Raw genomic sequence first — 18,185 nt, 5'->3', positions numbered from 1 at the left:
ACGACTACGCAATTCTCATATCTCCTCGCAACATTGTTACCGCACTTCCAGAAAGCTTAACGCATTCCGGATTCAATAATTCTGTATAAACAACTCCACTTCTCTTGGATGCTTGGAAGCCTTTTAATTGCGCTTTACCGAGCTCTTTGGCCCAGTAAACACATAAAGCGCAATGAGCAGAACCTGTCACTGGATCCTCATCAACACCAACCCAAGGGGCAAAGTAACGAGAGACAAAATCAGCGTCAGTGCTTGATTGAGCAGTGATAACAACTCCACGACCTTTTTGTTTAAGTAACGCACTAAAATCAGGTTCGAGTTGCTCTATCAAAGACTCATCATTGATGACGATCAACTGCTTATTATCAAACTGACCATAAGCGATTACATCAGCCACATCGAGCCCTAAGCCGTGAAGCAAATCTGTGTTAATACTTGCTCGCATATCTAAAAGAGGGGCAGGAAACACCAAATGAATGTCGTCATGATCAAGTTGTGCAGTTAAAACGCCGGATAGCGTGCCAAACTCAATGGTATCACCTGTACTATATAACCCTTGCTCTCTCAGCACGTGCACCGTGGCCAATGTGCCATGTCCACACAAAGCGACTTCCGTTTCAGGTGTAAACCAACGAAGTTGCATTGTGTTTAATGACAGAAACGCGGTTTCAGATAGCGACATCTCTGCCGCTATGGCCAACATCATTTCCTCATCAAGGCTTGATTCTGTGATACACACACCTGCAGGATTGCCTTTGAATACATCTGATGTAAACGAGTCGACCTGAAAAATTTTAACTTCCACAAAATATCCTTAAGTTCTATCAACCACTGTAGAACCATTAGCAGCACTTAGTGCATTTGTACCACGTAATGTATTGCACCAGTTATTTGAGCAGTAAACCTTTATTAACTAAGAAGAAACCACTTTTTCTCCTGATGGGATTTATTGGTATTTTGCCGAAGTAATGAACTCACCGAATGTTTCACACCAAACAACAACAGTATTGTATTCAGAAATGGAAATCCCTTGAGGAACCTCAACAACGAAGTTATTGAATGTTTTGACATCACCAACCAAGCTCATCTCAGATTTAAGGTCATTAAACGCTTGTTCAGTCTCGACAAATTTAGGAGATAAATAGAGTTTATAGTCAGGCCCGGGAGCGAGTTTTCCTACCAGCGTAATAGCTTGGGAACTCAAATGAATTTCACCTTCTCCCCAATGAAAAGCGTCGCTATCTTTGAGGTCCCTCGTGACAACTGCACTGTATTCTGCACCTTGCATGCGCTCAGAAACTTGCTCATCGGTCGGCGCAGGTGGTGCAATAAGAATCGGTAAAGTATAGATACCTATCGCAATACCAATCGCAACAGCCACTAAGTGGCTTAACGTTAATTTAATTATATTTTTCAAGGTCATCTATCTTCTTGTTAGTTTCATCAGCTTAGATTTAGGCTCAAATACAGACATCCGTCAGGTTATACGTCTAATAGCCTAATTTCATTAATATTATACACAAGCTGGACCAATGCGCCTTAATTGCTGCCTTTTAGAGTGCTATCCAATAAGCCCGTTACTAACGAAAATAACTATTTTAATTCAGCCCCCTACATGCCTTCGACGAAATGATCTAAAGGCAAAGTGAGCAATTAAAAACGGCTGATAATTGATATCAGCCGTTTGCTTATCGGGAATGTCGTTGTGCTGGTTTGGGAACTATTCTGCTTCCACCAAAGCGATCTTATCGGATGTCGATTTTTCCAATTTGATCGCAATAAACTTAGAGGTTGGCGTAAATGTTCTATCCCCATAACTATCTAAAGGAACCAATGGGTTCGTTTCTGGATAGTAAGCCGCCGCCTGACCTGCTGGCACATCATAGGCAACAAGCGTAAATCCGCTCACGCGACGCTCTACGCCATCTTCCCATAATGACACCATGTCCACTTTATCGCCCGGTTCAAATCCGAGTTTACGAATATCCGCTTCATTGATAAACAGTACTTCGCGCATACCAAATACACCACGATAACGATCATTTAAGCCGTAAAGTGTCGTATTGTATTGGTCGTGTGAGCGCATGGTTTGCAAGATCAAATCTGGCTTTTGGCCTTTTTCGAGTATCGCTTCGCTGATCAACTGTTTCGGCAACTCACTAGAGCTGAACTGTGCTTTGCCGCTTGGTGTATTCCATCGACGCTCGGCAGCTGGGTTTACCAAGTGGAATCCACCCGGGTGTTTAAGCTTATGGTTAAAGTCGGTAAAGCCCGGAGTCGTGTCGGCAATCAAATCGCGAATACGGTCGTAATCTTCAATCGCCCACAACCAATCAATTGGTTTTGCCCCGAGTGTAGCATTGGCAATACCGGCAATAATCGCTGGTTCTGAACGCAAATGCTCCGAACGCGGTTTTAGCTGACCAAATGAGATATGCACCATGCTGAAGGTATCTTCAACCGTCACGCCTTGTGGGCCAGTCGCTTGCTGATCAATCTCGGTACGGCCTAAGCATGGAAGAATAATCGCATCTTTACCTGTGACAAGGTGAGAACGATTTAACTTCGTCGAAATGTGTACGGTTAAATTACAGTTTCGCATCGCGTTGTGCGTACGTTCTGTGTCTGGCGTTGCTTGTGCAAAGTTACCGCCCAAACCGATAAATACTTTCGCTTGCCCTTCTTCCATCGCTTTAATGGCTTGCACAGTGTTGTGGCCTTCACCACGCGGGACGGCAAAGTTAAATCGACTTTCAATTCGATCCAACAACAGATCTGAAGGTTTTTCATCAATACCCATCGTACGGTCGCCCTGAACGTTACTGTGACCACGCACTGGTGAAAGACCCGCGCCCGGCTTACCAACGTTACCTCGTAACATTTGCACGTTTGCGACTTCTTTAATGGTTGGCACAGAGTGACGATGCTGAGTCAACCCCATCGCCCAACACATGATCACACGTTCTGCACGTCGATACATGCTCGCCACCATCTCGATTTCACTTAAATCAAGACCCGATTGTTCCGCGATGTGTTCCCAAGAGGTTGCGTCCACTTCAGCCAAATACTCATCAATACCTATCGTGTGTTGTTTGATGAATTCACGGTCAAAGACCGCTTTGCCACCGTTTTGCAATGCCTCTCGCTCCCATTGCAACAAGAATTTCGCGATGCCACGAAACACTGCCATGTCTCCGCCCAAAGCAGGACGCAAGTACGCCGTGTTGGTAGGCTCTGAGCCGTTACTCAACATCTCAATCGGCATTTGTGGGTTTTGGAAACGCTCTAATCCGCGCTCTTTCAGCGGGTTTAGACAGATAACCTGTGCACCACGTTTTACCGCTTCGCGTAGAGGTTCAAGCATTCGTGGGTGGTTCGTGCCCGGGTTTTGACCAATCACGAAAATCGCATCAGCTTCTTCAAAATCATCAAAGATCACTGTGCCTTTACCAACACCAATGGTGTCTTTCATCCCTATTGCACTGGCTTCGTGACACATGTTGGAACAATCTGGGAAGTTGTTGGTACCGAATGCGCGGACAAATAGCTGATACAAAAACGCCGCTTCGTTGCTTGCACGACCAGAGGTATAAAACTCCGCTTGGTGCGGTGAATCCAATTGATTGAGATGTTTAGCCACAAGAGAAAAAGCCTCATCCCAAGAGACAGGTACATAGTGGTCGGACTCGGCATCGTATCGCATTGGGTGCGTGATACGGCCTTGGTATTCCAACCAGTAATCGGTTTGCGTTGAGAGAGATGAAACGCTGTGATTGGCAAAAAACTCAGGATCAACCAGACGATTGGTCGCCTCCCAGTTTACCGCTTTCGCGCCATTCTCACAGAAATTGACTTTACCACTATCTGGCGACTCGCCCCATGCACATCCCGGACAGTCGAAACCGCCATTTTGGTTGGTTTTGAGCATAGTGCGAATGTTTTTAACTGCATTTTCACTGCCCCACCAACTTCTGGTTACGGCTTTCAGTGCACCCCAACCACCAGCTGGACCTTTGTATGCTTTTATTTGTTCTTTTTGGCTCACGACTTTACTCCTCGCAGATATACCAGCAAGCAGGGTGCCCGTGAAAACAAGCGCGTTATTTATTGAGATAATGCGGAAGTATTGAAGGGCTTAGTTTCTAATCCATGTATTTTTTAATCCAAATAAGTAACTACTCAACATGCTCTCGCTTGTCCGAGCGTTTACTTATCTAGATTCTTGATATCGGATACCCGCCTACTGTTTCTAAGACTGTTAGATTCAATTCGCATTGTTGCGCCTTGATCTAAATCAAAGATTAAGTCGTTATTCAATATGCGTCCAATTGATAATCCTGACCGAGTGATAAACAAAATCTATGACGAATTTTTCCACTGACGCTCATCACATTTTTAATCAATACAGTTTATGAGGTTAATCGTTTTCCCATTCGATTCCACCTAGCTCGCTTAACGAACTCAATAAAATCGGCCCTCTTGATAATAGATAATATCTATCACACTATAGATACTTTAAATTTGACCCTAATGAATATCAGGAATAGCCTTGATTCAGATCAATTTTAAGTGTGGTTTTATTCTTGACTTGGTTTTGGTTTTTCATTCCCCAGTTAAAACGCTCCAGCGCTTAAAAAGTACGGTAGTGCTGTGCCCTTTTTAGGGAGTTCCCTCGTACATGTGACTCACAACGCAAGGTTAACAAGCCATTATGGATATCAAACAACTTAAATATCTCATCGCACTTGAACAGACCAAACACTTTGGTCAAGCCGCCGCATTGTGCCACATTACGCAGCCTACCTTGTCCATGAGAATCCGAAGCTTAGAGGAAGAACTCGATCTCGAATTAATCCAAAGAAGTCAACGATTTGAAGGGTTTACTGAAGCAGGAGAACGCATTTTAGCTTGGGCAAAAACCGTCTTAGCCGCTCATGATGGATTGCAAGCCGAAGCCGCCAACTGCCGTGGTCAGTTGGTAGGCTCTCTTCGGCTTGGAATGGTGCCACTCGCCAGCCAAAACCCGATGCAATTGCTCAAACCATTAGCTCAACAGTTCCCTGAGTTACGCTTTCAAATACTCTCCATGACGACCGAACAGATCATAGACCAACTCAATCGAAATCAACTTGATTTGGGGATGTGTTATGTCGATCAAGTTAACACCGCTTACTTCGATGTTATCGAGCTAGATTCGACCAAGCTTGGCGTTTTATTCGATGAGCGTCATTTTGATTTTGCCGAATCTGAAGTGTTGTGGGAGTCACTCAATAACATTCCGCTAGGGCTGCTTTCAAAGGGTATGCACTATCGCCACTCCATTGATCTTAGCTTTGTGAGTAAAGGGCTGGTTCCGCAAACCGTCATTGAAAGTAACTCAACCTTTCACTTGATCCAAGCAGTAACCAGTGGCCTTTGTTGCGCCATTATGCCGCTGAATTGTGGATTGGAAGAGTTGAACGATACGCTTCGCATTATCCCTATCGAAGAAGCCGCCGTTCACGCCCCACTAGGTTTGTTAAAGCGAAAACAAGAACCCTTCTCCGCGCTAACCGATCAGTGCTTCGCAGAAGCAAAAAACATATTTAATCGATAACAAGAATCCACACGTCAATGTTTGGCATACATAACGGCTTATGAGGTGATTTCATGAGATGTACTACTCAATCTTATTTTGAACTGTCCGATTTCAATCAAGCACCACCTCAACCAAGTGCGTTCAATTACCGAGAATTGATTGATGGCCGCCCAGTGCAACAAATGTCGCTGGCGAGTGAATCCGCCTTAGCTATCAGCTACAACGGCATTAGCCAAGCGGTCATGATGGTGACGCCAGGCCATCTGGAAGACTTCGTGAAAGGATTTAGCCTAAGCACAGGCATCGTCCACGACTTCAAAGAGATCAAAGACATTGAAATTGGTGGCGATCACGAATCTCACTATGCGGAAGTGGAAATCAGCAACCGCGCTTTCTGGGCATTAAAAACACAACGCCGAAATCTTGCTGGCACAACCGGATGCGGCATTTGTGGCGTCGAGGCTCTGGAACAAGCTTTGCCTGATTTGGCGCCGCTGACACCGTCTCTTCCTCCGCGCTCCGATGTATTCGAAGGGCTGCGAGACAAAGTCGCACTGCATCAAGAAGCCGCACGTGAATCTGGCGCGTTACACGCCGCTTTATTTGCAGATTCACAAGGCAACATCAAGTTGTGCCGAGAGGACATCGGCCGTCACAACGCGCTAGATAAGTTGATTGGCGCATTGGCCAACAATCACATCGAGCCTCAAAGTGGCTTCGCAATCATGACAAGCCGTTGCAGCTTGGAGTTGATCCACAAAGCCGTTCGCGCGCGTATCCCCACTCTGGTTTGCTTATCTGCGCCTACAGCGTTAACCGTCGAATGGGCAAGAAGAAACCATTTGAACCTAATTCACTTACCAAAACACGGCTCGCCGCGTCTATACAGCCCTGCGCCTTAACACGTCAACTTAGCCGAATTCCTAATATTTCTAACAGAGACCTCCGGGTCTCTGTTGTTTGCTTCTCGTTCCCAATTGATACTTAGCGACAAGACACTATTCTGTCCAACCAAACGTGCTCACCCCTTGTCAGCACTAAGCTTATGCATATTAATCGGTTTGCATTTGAACGCTTTCCAATCCGATAAGAACCCTGTCAAAAACCCATAAATTAGTAAGGATTTTGTGTGACTCTTTTCACGCTTTTCCGCCTTCCTAGGCATTTCTAGGAATTTTTCCTAGCCGATCTAGGCAACCATCTCATGTGCCTCACAAAACCACTCTCTAGAATTCCGCTCAGTCAAAGGTAACAAGAGCGCATAACGGTCTCCGTTGTGTTTCTAAAACAATTACAAGAGAGTTCATCATGTTAAAATTCCTCGAACAGGTGCGGAAGCCGACCCTCGATCTTCCTGTCGAAGTTAGAAGAAAGATGTGGTTTAAACCGTTCATCCAATCTTACTTGGTCGTATTCATCGGCTACCTAACCATGTACTTGATTCGTAAGAACTTCAATGTCGCGCAAAACGACATGATCTCAACTTACGGTTTGAGTATGACAGACCTAGGTCTTATTGGCCTTGGCTTCTCCATCACATACGGCATCGGTAAAACCGTTGTGTCTTACTACGCTGACGGTAAGAACACCAAGCAATTCCTCCCTTTTATGCTGATCCTTTCTGGTCTTGCAATGCTTGGTTTCAGCTTCAGCATGGGCGGCGGTAGTGCAAGCCTGTTCTTGATGGTGGCTTTCTACGCTCTAAGTGGTTTCTTCCAAAGTACTGGTGGCCCTTCTAGTTACTCAACCATTACAAAATGGACACCTCGTAACAAACGCGGCTCTTACCTAGGTTTGTGGAACATGTCACACAACGTTGGTGGTGCGGGCGCAGCGGGTGTTGCTCTTTTCGGTGCTAACTACCTATTCGACGGCCACGTAATCGGCATGTTCGTTTTCCCTTCTATCATCGCGATCATCGTTGGCTTTATCGGTATGCGCTTTGGTAGCGACTCTCCAGAAGCTTACGGTCTAGGTAAAGTAGAAGAACTTTTCGATGAAGCAGTGAGTGAAGAAGACACCGCCGCTGAAGAAAACCAGATGACCAAAAAAGAAATCTTTGTTGAATACGTTCTTAAAAACAAAGTTATCTGGCTACTTTGCTTTGCCAACATCTTCCTTTACATCGTTCGCATCGGTATCGACCAATGGTCAACGGTATACGCGTACCAAGAGCTTGGTCTGTCAAAAGAAACGGCAATCTCTGGCTTTACTCTGTTCGAAGTCGGTGCGCTTGTGGGTACTTTGATGTGGGGTTACTTATCTGACCTAGCAAACGGTCGCCGCGCATTGGTTGCTTGTGTGTCTCTTGGTTTGATCATCGTATCGCTTGAGTTCTACCAGCACGCCACTAGCGAGTTCATGTACTTGGCCTCTCTATTTGTATTGGGCTTCTTGGTGTTTGGTCCGCAACTTCTTATCGGTGTTGCCGCGGTTGGTTTTGTCCCTAAAAAAGCAATCAGTGTGGCTGACGGCGTAAAAGGTACATTCGCTTACCTAATCGGTGACAGCTTCGCGAAACTTGGTCTCGGTATGATTGCAGACGGTACACCTATCTTCGGCTTAACAGGTTGGAAAGGTACCTTCGCAGCCCTAGATACCTCCGCCATGATTTGTATTGTTTTGCTTGCTTTCGTCGCTATCGCGGAAGAGAAGAAGATTCGACACGCGAAGAAGCTTCAACTTGCACAAAACCAAGCCTAACTTCTCTGCGCGCTTTACTTCGGTAAAGCGCGCAAGATCATTAAAAAGCATGGTTCAATTCAGTATCATTAAAGATTTTTCTATTGGCTCCTGTTGGAGCTTGTTGTTGTTAGTCGTCTGCTCTATTTGGTTGTAATAATGATTCATGTTGCTATAGTTGATGATCACGTCATCGTGCGTTCGGGTTTCGCACAATTATTAAATTTAGAAAGTGATATTACCGTTGTTGGTGAGTTCGGCTCTGTCGCAGAAGCACGCACAGGCTTGCCTTCGGTACACCCACACGTCGTCATCCTAGATATTTCCATGCCAGATGAAAGCGGCTTAAACTTTCTTAGCGAAATACCAACTGGCATTGCCTGCGTGATGCTTAGCGTGCATGACTCCCCTGCGATGGTGGAAAAATCACTAAAGCTAGGAGCAAAAGGCTATCTTAGTAAACGCTGTAGCCCAGACGAACTTATTCAAGCCGTGAGAACCAGTGCTTCTGGCGGCTGTTACCTCACATCAGATATTGCACTTAAACTTGCAACGCCTAGCGACAACACCACCTCTCTATGCCAACTGACAAAACGTGAAAACGAGGTATGTCAGCTACTTGCTACCGGGTTAGATGTAAAGTCAGTCGCGGCAGAGCTTGGCTTGAGCCACAAGACCGTGCATGTTCATCGTGCAAATGCCATCGACAAACTCGGCGTGAAAAACAACGTTGAGCTCGCCAAACTATTTTCTCAAGAGTCCTTTTAATGCGAGCTTATGCTGTTACCACCATTTGCGGACTTTTTGTTATGGCTTGCGCCTGGTTCTGCTTGTGGGTGATTGCCTATTACTTTGTCAATGATCCCGAGCTGGCGATCTTATTGTTTCCTTTCGCTTTACGATTAGGTGTCGCCCTGCACACTCGCACCGCTTATTGGCCGACGATTTACCTTTCGGAGTGGGGGCTTTCCATCGCTCTTGCGATGTTACTGGGTCAACCACAGTGGCTTACCGTGCTGATTGCGAGCATTGCCAGTATCCCGGTCACTCTGATTGCGAAAAAATATTACTACGGAGACCAAAACCGCCATTTAGCCGTGATGAGCGTTGTCATTATCATTAGCGCGTTTATTAATGTGATGGCCGTTGGTTTTCACGTTCCTTCGGTTTACATGGTGTGGCTGGCTAGCATTTCTGGAGGCTTGCTCGTGGTGCCTATATGCTACTTGTTATGGAGTTATTTGTTCCAAAGTCGTTGGTCTCCGCTTAGCTCTCTCCTACTTAGTAATGCCGTTGTATTTCAGGTGCGTCATATCGTGCTTTATGCGCTGCTTTTGATCGGCAGTATTTTGGTGCAAACCAGTTTGCCTGAAGAGCTAAAACGATTTGCGCCATTTTGTATGGCGATTCCAATCATCGTGCTTGCTCTGCGTTACGGCTGGCAAGGTGCCCTACTCGCCACCATGCTCAACAGCATTGCGCTGATTGCGGCTCGTAGCGGCGTATCGAATCTAGAAATCACCGATTTGTTATTATCTCTCTCGGCGCAAACCATCACCGGCATTATGCTCGGCTTAGGGGTTCAGAAACAAAAAGACCTCAATCACAAACTGCGCGGCGAACTTGCACGCAATCAGAATTTGTCTCGCCAGCTTATCAAAGCGGAAGAATCCGTAAGACGCGATATTGCGCGCGAGCTACATGACGAAATCGGCCAGAACATCACGGCGATCCGCACACAAGCCAACATCATTAAGCGAGTAAATAACGCAGAAACAAGCGTGGGTTGCGCCGACATGATCGAAGGGCTTTCCCTCAACGTGTACGACACCACTAAGCGACTGTTAAGCAAGCTAAGACCAAAAATGCTGGATGATTTGGACTTAAAAGAATCCGTCGAGCAACTAACGCGAGAAATGGAATTCGCCAATCACGGAACGACTGTTCAACTGAACTGGCAAGGCGATTACACCAGCCTGAGTGACACACTCAAAGTAACCCTATTCCGTTTATGCCAAGAGTCATTGAATAACGCCGCCAAATATGCAGAAGCGCAGTTGATCAGTATTGAACTGACAATTGGAGAAGCTGCGGTGTCACTGATGATTCACGATGATGGTGTCGGTTTCAAAGTTCAGGACAGCATGAAAGGCATGGGCGTTCGCGGCATGCAAGAGCGTGTGCACGCGTTAGGTGGAAAAATGGTTATCTACTCCACCAGCGATCAAGTGATTGGCACACAAATCAGCATTACTTTACCTAAGGTGTAACTCAAGATGTTTGGATTTTTACGTTCACCTAAATTTACTCAACCGAGTCTGAGCAAAGAGCAAATCGACCAGCGTTACCGCCATTGGCGTTTGCATATTATGTTGGGGATGTACATCGGCTACGCAGGTTTTTACTTTACCCGTAAGACCTTTAACTACGCCGCACCAGCGATGATTACCGATCTTGGCTTAGATAAAGGCGATTTGGGTCTTATCGGTACGCTTTTCTACATTACTTACGGCTGCTCGAAGTTTATTTCAGGTACGATTTCAGATCGCTCTAACCCTCGTTATTTCATGGGGCTAGGCTTGATTGCGACAGGTCTGGTCAACATCGCGTTCGGCTTTTCTAGCTCACTCGCAGCTTTCATTACTCTGTGGATCTTAAACGCTTGGTTCCAAGGCTGGGGCTGGCCTTCGTGCTCCAAGCTGCTAACCACTTGGTATTCACGCTCCGAGCGTGGCTTCTTATGGGCGATTTGGAACACCGCACACAACGTTGGTGGCGCGCTGATCCCTATTTGGGTGGGCTATTTAACGTTACACTACAGCTGGCGTGAAGGCTTTATTCTACCCGGCATCATCGGGGTATTTCTCGGTCTATTCGTTTGTTGGCGATTGCGCGACAAACCCACAACAATGGGCTTACCAAGTGTCGGACAATGGCGCAACGACGCACTAGAACTTGCGCAAGAAAATTACGGACGTGGCCTCACCTACCGCGAAATTCTGAAATCGTACGTATTTAACAACAAATATATCTGGCTACTCGCGTTCAGTTATGTGTTGGTTTACATCGTCCGAACCGCAATCAACGACTGGGGAAACCTGTATTTAACCGAGCAGCATCACTATAGCCTGATTAACGCCAACGCTGCTCTGTCGATGTTTGAAATCGGTGGTTTTGTTGGTTCATTGGTTGCAGGTTGGGGCTCAGACAAACTCTTTGGCGGTAACCGTGGGCCAATGAACTTGCTGTTCGCGATTGGGATTTTCTTATCTGTCTCTGCGCTTTGGCTGATGCCCCTGACCAACTTTGCATTCCAAGCCGCGGGATTGTTCTCCATCGGCTTCTTTGTCTTTGGGCCACAAATGCTGATCGGTATGGCAGCGGCGGAGTGCTCTCACAAAGATTCTGCCGGCGCGGCGACAGGATTCGTGGGCTTGTTCGCCTACATGGGCGCAGCATTGTCTGGTTATCCATTGGCGTTAATTCTTGAAGAATATCATTGGACGGGTTTCTTCATCACCATTTCAGTTTGTGCAGCCGTCATTGGCCTTTTATTGCTGCCATTTTTGCAAGCGCAACCATCACGAAAACCACTCGAACCAAAACCTCGGTTGTAAATCGACTTATCGCCCTTCGGGCAAATTGGCGAGTGACCTAACCGCGCTCGCCCTCCTTATTTAACGTATCTCTGCTCAATTTTTCTTCCGATTAAGTTCGGAGGGTTAACTATGGGAAAAATTCATGAATTTGAACACTATTTCATCGCATAGCTTCTTTCAAATGAACAACAAAATCCAAAACTACGCTTGGGGAAGCACCTCTTCTATTCACGATTTGTTTGGCTTTTCTAACGAAACGAATGAGCCTCAAGCAGAAGTATGGATGGGGACTCACCCAAACGGCTGCTCTGAAGTTCAGATTGAGCAAAACACGCTGCCTTTGTCTGAACTGATCAAACAAAACCAACCCGCTTACTTATCAGCAGAAACCGCAGCGAAATTTGGCGACCTGCCCTTTCTGTTTAAGATCTTAGCGGCCGAACATGCACTGTCGATTCAAGTTCACCCAAGCAAACAAGATGCCGAAATAGGCTTCGAAAAAGAGCAAAGTGCTGGCATCCCACTAAACGCGAGCCATCGTAACTACAAGGATCCAAATCACAAGCCTGAGTTGGTATACGCACTGACAAGTTACCAAGCCATGAACGGTTTTCGCTCGTATGGCGAGATTATTGAGGCATTTAGCCTTTGTGATATCGATGAGCTACGCGCGCCATTAGATGCATTCAAACGCGAAATCAACTCACAAGGTTTGCGAGATTTCTTTGTGCACATTCTGACCATGGAAGGAGAAACAAAAGAGCGAGCACTGAAACAGCTTCTTGCCCACGCTTCACGTCAATCGGAACAAGGCACTGACAGCAATGTTTTCCAGCTCATCTTGGACCTATCCACTCAATATCCCGGCGATGTCGGCTTGTTTGCGCCATTGCTGTTGAATGTCATCACGCTGCAACCTGGCGAAGCGATGTTCCTGAGCGCAAGGACGCCACACGCTTACATTAAAGGTACGGGATTAGAGATCATGGCGAACTCAGATAACGTTTTGCGTGCAGGACTCACGCCGAAACACATGGATGTTGAAGAACTGGTTAAATGCACAGACTTTGTGCCTAAGCCGTTTAACAGCCTTGTTCTTGAACCCAATGCAAATGGTTGCCAGAGCCTTTACCCCGTTCCAGTGGCAGACTTTAGTTTCAGCATTCTTAACCAACCGAACAATGAAGTGGTTGAGGCAAACAGCGCAGAGATTTTGATGGCGATTGATGCCGACCTGACACTCATCAGTGATAACGGTGAGACATTAACCGCCGCGAAAGGACAATCTGTATTTGTTCCTGCTTACGTTGGCCATTATCGCATTCAAAGTGCGGGACGCGTGGCTCGCGCATTCAACTAGTTTGTTAACAACTGATTCAAACTAGCGTCTGACCCAAGGGACTGGGTTAGACAATTGATTCCTTTCATAGATTGAGCCAGTCCGCTTTTAAGGCACTCATGCTTACATTTTTTCGACTCAAATCCGCAGCGGCCTAAGCCATCTAAGTTCTCTACCCCCCGATTCTTCTGTTCACTACAGCACTCATTGTCAAAACCCATTTATTTCCGGTAAATTCTCCGCTCCAATATCAAATCACTTGGATAACAAAGGCGCTCACACAGTGGTATTTGTTGCAAAACGTATAATCAACGTTGTAATCAAAGCCTCAATCACTACAATCTCTGGTTCGATTTTTCAGTTAACGTTTGTATGCCGAAGTTAAACCAAGATAACCCTGTTCAAAGCTCCGCCCTTTCCGATATCGAAACCAGCAGTAAGATTCAATCGGCATTAGAACCGAAGTTTCACAAGCCAGAGAAACGTCTCTGCTTAAGCCCTGGCCTATCGGATAAGCATTTGGCGCGCCGTTGGCAAGTATTGGAACACGTGACCAATAAAGATCATCTTCTTGATCCTTTCACGCAGTCACATTGCGACGCTTACTCCAACAACATCGAGCACTTCATTGGTACTGTCAATGTGCCGGTCGGCATCGCAGGCCCTTTGCGCGTCAATGGTTTGTATGCGAACGATGACTTTTTGGTTCCGCTCGCAACGACAGAAGCCGCGTTAGTCGCTTCCTACAACCGTGGCGCAAATCTTATTACCGCCGCTGGTGGCGCGAGCGCATTGTTGCTGAGTGAAGGGGTGAGCCGAACGCCAGTGTTCGCCTTTAATAACCTTGCCGACGCTGGCCAGTTCGTCAGTTGGGTTGTGACCCAGTTTGACGCATTTCGTCAAATAGCGGAATCCACCACCTCACATGGCAAACTCAAAGACATCAATGTAAATATCGAAGGAAACCACGTTTATTTGGTCTTTGAATACGTGACTGGTGACGCATCCGGACAAAACATGGTGACCATCGCAACAAACGAAGTGTTCCATCATATTTTGGCGACCAGCCCAATCAAACCAACTCAAGCCTTCTTGGATGGCAACTTATCAGGCGACAAAAAACCAAACGCGCACACACTGCGCTCGGTACGCGGTAAAAAAGTATCCGCCGAAGTGACCATTCCTGCTGAGTTGGTGGAAAAATATCTGCATACAACACCAGAGTCTATGGTTCAATTTGGCAAAATGACCACAGTGGGCGGTTTACTCAGCGGGACAATTGGTGTCAACGCGCATTACGCAAACGCCCTTGCCGCGCTTTACATTGCTTGTGGTCAAGATGCCGCTTGCGTTGCAGAGTCTGCCATTGGCATCACTCGTATGGATGTGGACGCTCAAGGCAACTTATACGCGTGCGTGACCTTGCCAAACATCATGGTGGGAACGGTTGGCGGGGGCACTGACCTTCCAACGCAAAAAGCATGTTTGGATATTTTGGGTTTGCACGGCAACGGCAATGCGAAAGCGTTAGCCGAAGTCGCAGCTGCGCTTTGTCTGGCTGGCGAACTCTCGATTGTGGGCGCATTTTGTGCCGATCACTTCTCCCGAGCTCACCATAAACTTGCTAGAAAATAATCCTTTTACTTTGTACAAGAGAACACCCATGCGGTTTTCTCTTGTGCCAATAAAGCAACTTTATTTATTAGCTCATAAATTAGTTTAAGTTGTATTGTAGACTTAATGATTACACCACTCTCACGTTGACCGCATTATTGCAGTATCACCACACATTCCTCGCTATATCACTGTTTGACCCTATTCTCACGCAATATTAAATATCAGTACGTTACCTAAATAAATATCAAAAACATCTAGCACTAAAGTACCAAATTCATAGATTGAGTTTTTTGTTAGTCACTTATAGAGACTATACTCGTTCCTGCAGCTGCTTGATTTTTCTAAATTTATTATTTAGCTCAAATGAGCTTAATCACTCCCGTTAAATGGATTTAAGTCGTTCCCTCGGGTAAGCGAGTTAACTATGAGACGTCAGAAACAGAATGAAATCTCTTGTTGGGTACTAGGGTTGATTATCTTATTACTAAGTTACGTCCCTTCAGCACCAGCAAAAATGGAACTAACGCCCTCCGATCAAACCGTTGCGCGTTTCCTCTATCAAAGCACTTTTGGGCCAACACCAACATTAATTGATGAGGTAGAAGAAGTCGGGATGGAAAGTTGGATATCTCAACAAATCTACCTTCCTGCCACCTTTCATCAACCGCTCTATCGGACACCTTTTTCCAAAGGCGCACAATCCAATCGAGAAAACGCTTGGTATCAAATTGTTATTACTGCTGATGATCAACTCAGACAACGCATGGCGTATGCATTAAGCCAGATCTTAGTGGTCTCTCGCTATGGCGGTGTCCTTTCCAGTAAGCCCACTGGTCTAGTCGACTACTATGATGTATTGATTGCTAACGCTTTTGGCAACTACCGAGATTTATTATATGACGTTTCCATTCATCCTGTTATGGGCAGCTATTTGTCCATGCTCGGTAGCGCAAAAGAGAACAACACGACGGGTGCATTACCTGATGAGAACTTCGCTCGAGAGTTGATGCAGTTGTTCACCCTAGGCTTGTATGAACTGAATATCGATGGCAGTAAAAAGCTTGATCGTACAACGGGTAAGCCTATCCCCACATATACCCAAACGGATATTCAAGAGCTCGCTCGAGCATTAACTGGGTGGAAAAATGCCGATTTAGCGTTTGTCGAACCGATGCGAGTCATCAGCCACCGACACGATGATGGCGAGAAACGATTGCTTGGTAACACAATTCCTGCTGGTTTAACTGCGCAAGAAGAGCTTTCAAAAGTGATCGATATTTTGATGTCTCATCCAAACATGGCGCCGTTTGTTTCTAAGCTACTTATCCAACGTTTTGTAACTTCGAATCCAAGTCCGGAGTACATCGCACGTGTTGCTTCGGTATTCAATAACAATGGCGAAGGAGAAAAAGGAGATTTAAACGCGGTCATTCATGCCATCTTGCTCGATTCTGAGGCTCTAGGCATGACAGATACCCCGCCAATAAAAGTGAAAGAGCCAATACTGGTCCTAACTAATTTTCATCGAGCAGCGGGTTTTACAATCAAATCTACACGTTACGAAGACGCTACTACGATGATGAATATCGCCAATCAAGGACCTCTTCGTTCTCCTTCCGTATTTAATTTTTACTCTCCTGACTACCAACCATCTAACGAGTTTACGGAGTCTGGTATTAGCTCTCCGGAGTATGAGCTACTGAACTGGTCCGTTTATACCGATTTGGTCAACTATATGTTGACCAGCACTCGCAGAGGCGGCGGTGATTCCTACACTCTCGATCTCGGCGAGTTTTATCTTCTTTTGGATGATCACGATGCCTTAGTCGAGCTGGTTAACGAACGCCTCTTTGCAGGAACGGCCTCGGCGGAATTAAAAAAACTCATGCTCACCGTGTTAGATGAATATCGTGAGGACTATGTGCCAACAACAAAGCTCGCCTTGGTGATTTTTACCGCCATTTCCGGCGATGAATTCTATATTCAGGATTAGGAGTGGATTATGGATATTTCACGACGACATTTTATAAAAAGCACTGCATCGATGGGCGCTTTAGCTTCGCTTGGTCTACCGGGTTATTCTCTCGCGGCGCCACCTAATGACTTTCGAGCATTAATATGTGTTTATTTAGCAGGTGGAAACGATGCGTTCAACACTGTACTGCCGTTGTCTGACGCGCACTATAACCAATATGCCAAAGTCAGAGGGGCTCTTTCTGTCGCCAAAGACGACATACTCCCTATCAATTTGCGTACCGCCGATAGCTCGGATAATCTGGTAGAACTTGGCTTACACCCCAAACTAAAGGCGCTGTCTTCAATTTTCGAACAAGGCGATGCCAATATCGTGCTCAATAGCGGTATTCTCAACCATCCTGTTACAAAACAAGCGATTGAGCTAGGTGAAGCGTCACTTCCCGAGCAACTATTTTCCCACAATTCACAAACAGACGCTTGGTTACTTGGTGGTATGCAAGAATCTAGCAATTTGGGTTGGGCGGGCAGAATGTTGGACGTATTAACTTCTGAATCAGAAATAACCCCACTATACAGTGTGCACGGGAACTCGCTTTGGTTACGCGCGATGGAACACCGCCAAACCGTGCTGAAAAAAGACCGTGCGGTTCAGCTTACCGCGATTGATAACCCGCTATATAAGGGGATCTATGACCAACTGCTTTCTCATCAAACAGAGAATCCGTTTGGTGGTCACTTTAATTTGATGGTTGATGAGTCGATGATGATGAGCCGTGTACTAAGCGAGCAACTCAATCATATTGATGACGCGCCGCTGTTCACCTCATCAACACTCGGCAAGCAGATGCAAACCGTGTACAAATTGATAGCAAGCCAAGATGTGTTAAAGCAACAACGACAAGTCTTCTTCGTTAAACACTCTGGCTACGACCTACACGATTCTCAATTAGTTCGACACCCCGTACTACTCGAAGATCTAGCGACTAACCTCTTAGCAATGTATCGTGCGATTGAAGGGTTGGGGCTAAACAAGCAAGTCACCTCTTTTACAATGTCTGACTTTGGTCGACGGATGACAAGCAACGGTAACGGCACCGATCACGGTTGGGGTGGTCATCAACTATTGATTGGAGGCGCAGTGAATGGTCAGCGACCTATCGGCACATGGCCTGAACTAGTATTGGGCGGAAACGATGACTATTCTCAAGGTCGACTCATACCCCAAATTGCAGCTGATCAAGTGGGCTCAACCCTCGCGCAATGGATGGGCGTGAGTGATAACGCGGCATTGGAATACGTGTTCCCGAATATCCGCAACTTCGCTAATTCAAACCTTGGCTTTATGGCTTAAGCTGCTTTAATGAGCTCTTAATTAACTTGTCATGAAAAAGGG

Annotated in this window: 13 protein-coding genes; 10 read left to right on the top strand and 3 right to left on the bottom strand. The window is 46.1% G+C overall.

Features of this window, described 5'->3' with window-relative positions:
• Positions 1-4: 4 nt before the first annotated feature.
• The 3 genes from NL643_RS16585 to NL643_RS16575 all read right to left on the bottom strand — a co-directional run bounded on the left by NL643_RS16585 (position 5) and on the right by NL643_RS16575 (position 4,045).
• On the bottom strand, positions 5-805 hold the full coding sequence (locus tag NL643_RS16585; RefSeq protein ID WP_253644846.1) for a PhzF family phenazine biosynthesis protein: 801 nt from the start codon (positions 803-805) through the stop codon (positions 5-7).
• 141 nt (positions 806-946) lie between these two features.
• Positions 947-1,423: a DM13 domain-containing protein gene (locus tag NL643_RS16580; RefSeq protein WP_225461107.1), complete on the bottom strand. Its 477-nt coding sequence runs from the start codon at positions 1,421-1,423 to the stop codon at positions 947-949.
• 297 nt (positions 1,424-1,720) lie between these two features.
• Positions 1,721-4,045 carry an FdhF/YdeP family oxidoreductase gene (locus NL643_RS16575; RefSeq protein ID WP_253644845.1) on the bottom strand — a complete coding sequence of 775 codons (2,325 nt, stop codon included), beginning with the start codon at positions 4,043-4,045 and terminating at the stop codon, positions 1,721-1,723.
• A 666-nt stretch (positions 4,046-4,711) separates the two neighbouring features.
• Between NL643_RS16575 and NL643_RS16570 the strand changes: the two genes are divergently transcribed.
• From NL643_RS16570 to NL643_RS16525, 10 genes are all read left to right on the top strand, one after another.
• Entirely contained in the window at positions 4,712-5,596 is an 885-nt protein-coding gene (locus NL643_RS16570; protein WP_005460961.1) for a LysR family transcriptional regulator, read from the top strand.
• Between the two features lie 53 nt (positions 5,597-5,649).
• Entirely contained in the window at positions 5,650-6,480 is an 831-nt protein-coding gene (gene fdhD / locus NL643_RS16565) for a formate dehydrogenase accessory sulfurtransferase FdhD (RefSeq protein ID WP_025534358.1), read from the top strand.
• A 406-nt stretch (positions 6,481-6,886) separates the two neighbouring features.
• On the top strand, positions 6,887-8,281 hold the full coding sequence (uhpT, locus tag NL643_RS16560) for a hexose-6-phosphate:phosphate antiporter (protein WP_021707729.1): 1,395 nt from the start codon (positions 6,887-6,889) through the stop codon (positions 8,279-8,281).
• Positions 8,282-8,419: 138 nt separating this feature from the next.
• A complete protein-coding gene (gene uhpA / locus NL643_RS16555; protein WP_253644844.1) occupies positions 8,420-9,028 on the top strand; it encodes a transcriptional regulator UhpA in 609 nt (202 codons plus the stop codon).
• The gene (gene uhpB, locus NL643_RS16550; RefSeq protein WP_253644843.1) at positions 9,028-10,530 is read left to right on the top strand and encodes a signal transduction histidine-protein kinase/phosphatase UhpB; all 1,503 of its coding nucleotides are present in this window, start codon (positions 9,028-9,030) and stop codon (positions 10,528-10,530) included. The genes uhpA and uhpB overlap by 1 nt, the downstream gene beginning before the upstream one ends.
• 6 nt (positions 10,531-10,536) lie before the next feature.
• Positions 10,537-11,877, top strand: a complete 1,341-nt coding sequence (locus NL643_RS16545; protein WP_253644842.1) for an MFS transporter — start codon at positions 10,537-10,539, stop codon at positions 11,875-11,877.
• Positions 11,878-12,001: 124 nt separating this feature from the next.
• Complete coding sequence (gene manA / locus NL643_RS16540; protein ID WP_253644841.1) at positions 12,002-13,219, top strand: mannose-6-phosphate isomerase, class I; 1,218 nt, start codon at positions 12,002-12,004, stop codon at positions 13,217-13,219.
• Positions 13,220-13,570: 351 nt separating this feature from the next.
• Complete coding sequence (locus NL643_RS16535) at positions 13,571-14,833, top strand: hydroxymethylglutaryl-CoA reductase (protein WP_253644840.1); 1,263 nt, start codon at positions 13,571-13,573, stop codon at positions 14,831-14,833.
• Positions 14,834-15,239: 406 nt separating this feature from the next.
• Positions 15,240-16,808, top strand: a complete 1,569-nt coding sequence (locus NL643_RS16530) for a DUF1800 family protein (protein WP_253644839.1) — start codon at positions 15,240-15,242, stop codon at positions 16,806-16,808.
• A gap of 9 nt (positions 16,809-16,817) precedes the next feature.
• Positions 16,818-18,143: a DUF1501 domain-containing protein gene (locus NL643_RS16525; protein WP_253644838.1), complete on the top strand. Its 1,326-nt coding sequence runs from the start codon at positions 16,818-16,820 to the stop codon at positions 18,141-18,143.
• The last annotated feature ends 42 nt before the right edge of the window (positions 18,144-18,185 follow it).

The organism is Vibrio sp. Y42_MX_L11, assembly GCF_024181785.1.
Classification (GTDB): Bacteria; Pseudomonadota; Gammaproteobacteria; order Enterobacterales; family Vibrionaceae; genus Vibrio; species Vibrio diabolicus.
The sequence above is the reverse complement of the archived record's forward strand: the minus strand, read 5'-3'. Positions and strand labels throughout refer to the sequence as shown.

Coding starts and splice junctions, on each gene's coding strand:
- NL643_RS16580 (WP_225461107.1), bottom strand. CDS start 1,423: ATGACCTTGAAAAATATAATTAAATTAACGTTAAGCCACTTAGTGGCT.
- NL643_RS16570 (WP_005460961.1), top strand. CDS start 4,712: ATGGATATCAAACAACTTAAATATCTCATCGCACTTGAACAGACCAAA.
- fdhD (WP_025534358.1), top strand. CDS start 5,650: ATGAGATGTACTACTCAATCTTATTTTGAACTGTCCGATTTCAATCAA.
- uhpT (WP_021707729.1), top strand. CDS start 6,887: ATGTTAAAATTCCTCGAACAGGTGCGGAAGCCGACCCTCGATCTTCCT.
- uhpA (WP_253644844.1), top strand. CDS start 8,420: ATGATTCATGTTGCTATAGTTGATGATCACGTCATCGTGCGTTCGGGT.
- uhpB (WP_253644843.1), top strand. CDS start 9,028: ATGCGAGCTTATGCTGTTACCACCATTTGCGGACTTTTTGTTATGGCT.
- NL643_RS16545 (WP_253644842.1), top strand. CDS start 10,537: ATGTTTGGATTTTTACGTTCACCTAAATTTACTCAACCGAGTCTGAGC.
- manA (WP_253644841.1), top strand. CDS start 12,002: ATGAATTTGAACACTATTTCATCGCATAGCTTCTTTCAAATGAACAAC.
- NL643_RS16535 (WP_253644840.1), top strand. CDS start 13,571: ATGCCGAAGTTAAACCAAGATAACCCTGTTCAAAGCTCCGCCCTTTCC.
- NL643_RS16530 (WP_253644839.1), top strand. CDS start 15,240: ATGAGACGTCAGAAACAGAATGAAATCTCTTGTTGGGTACTAGGGTTG.
- NL643_RS16525 (WP_253644838.1), top strand. CDS start 16,818: ATGGATATTTCACGACGACATTTTATAAAAAGCACTGCATCGATGGGC.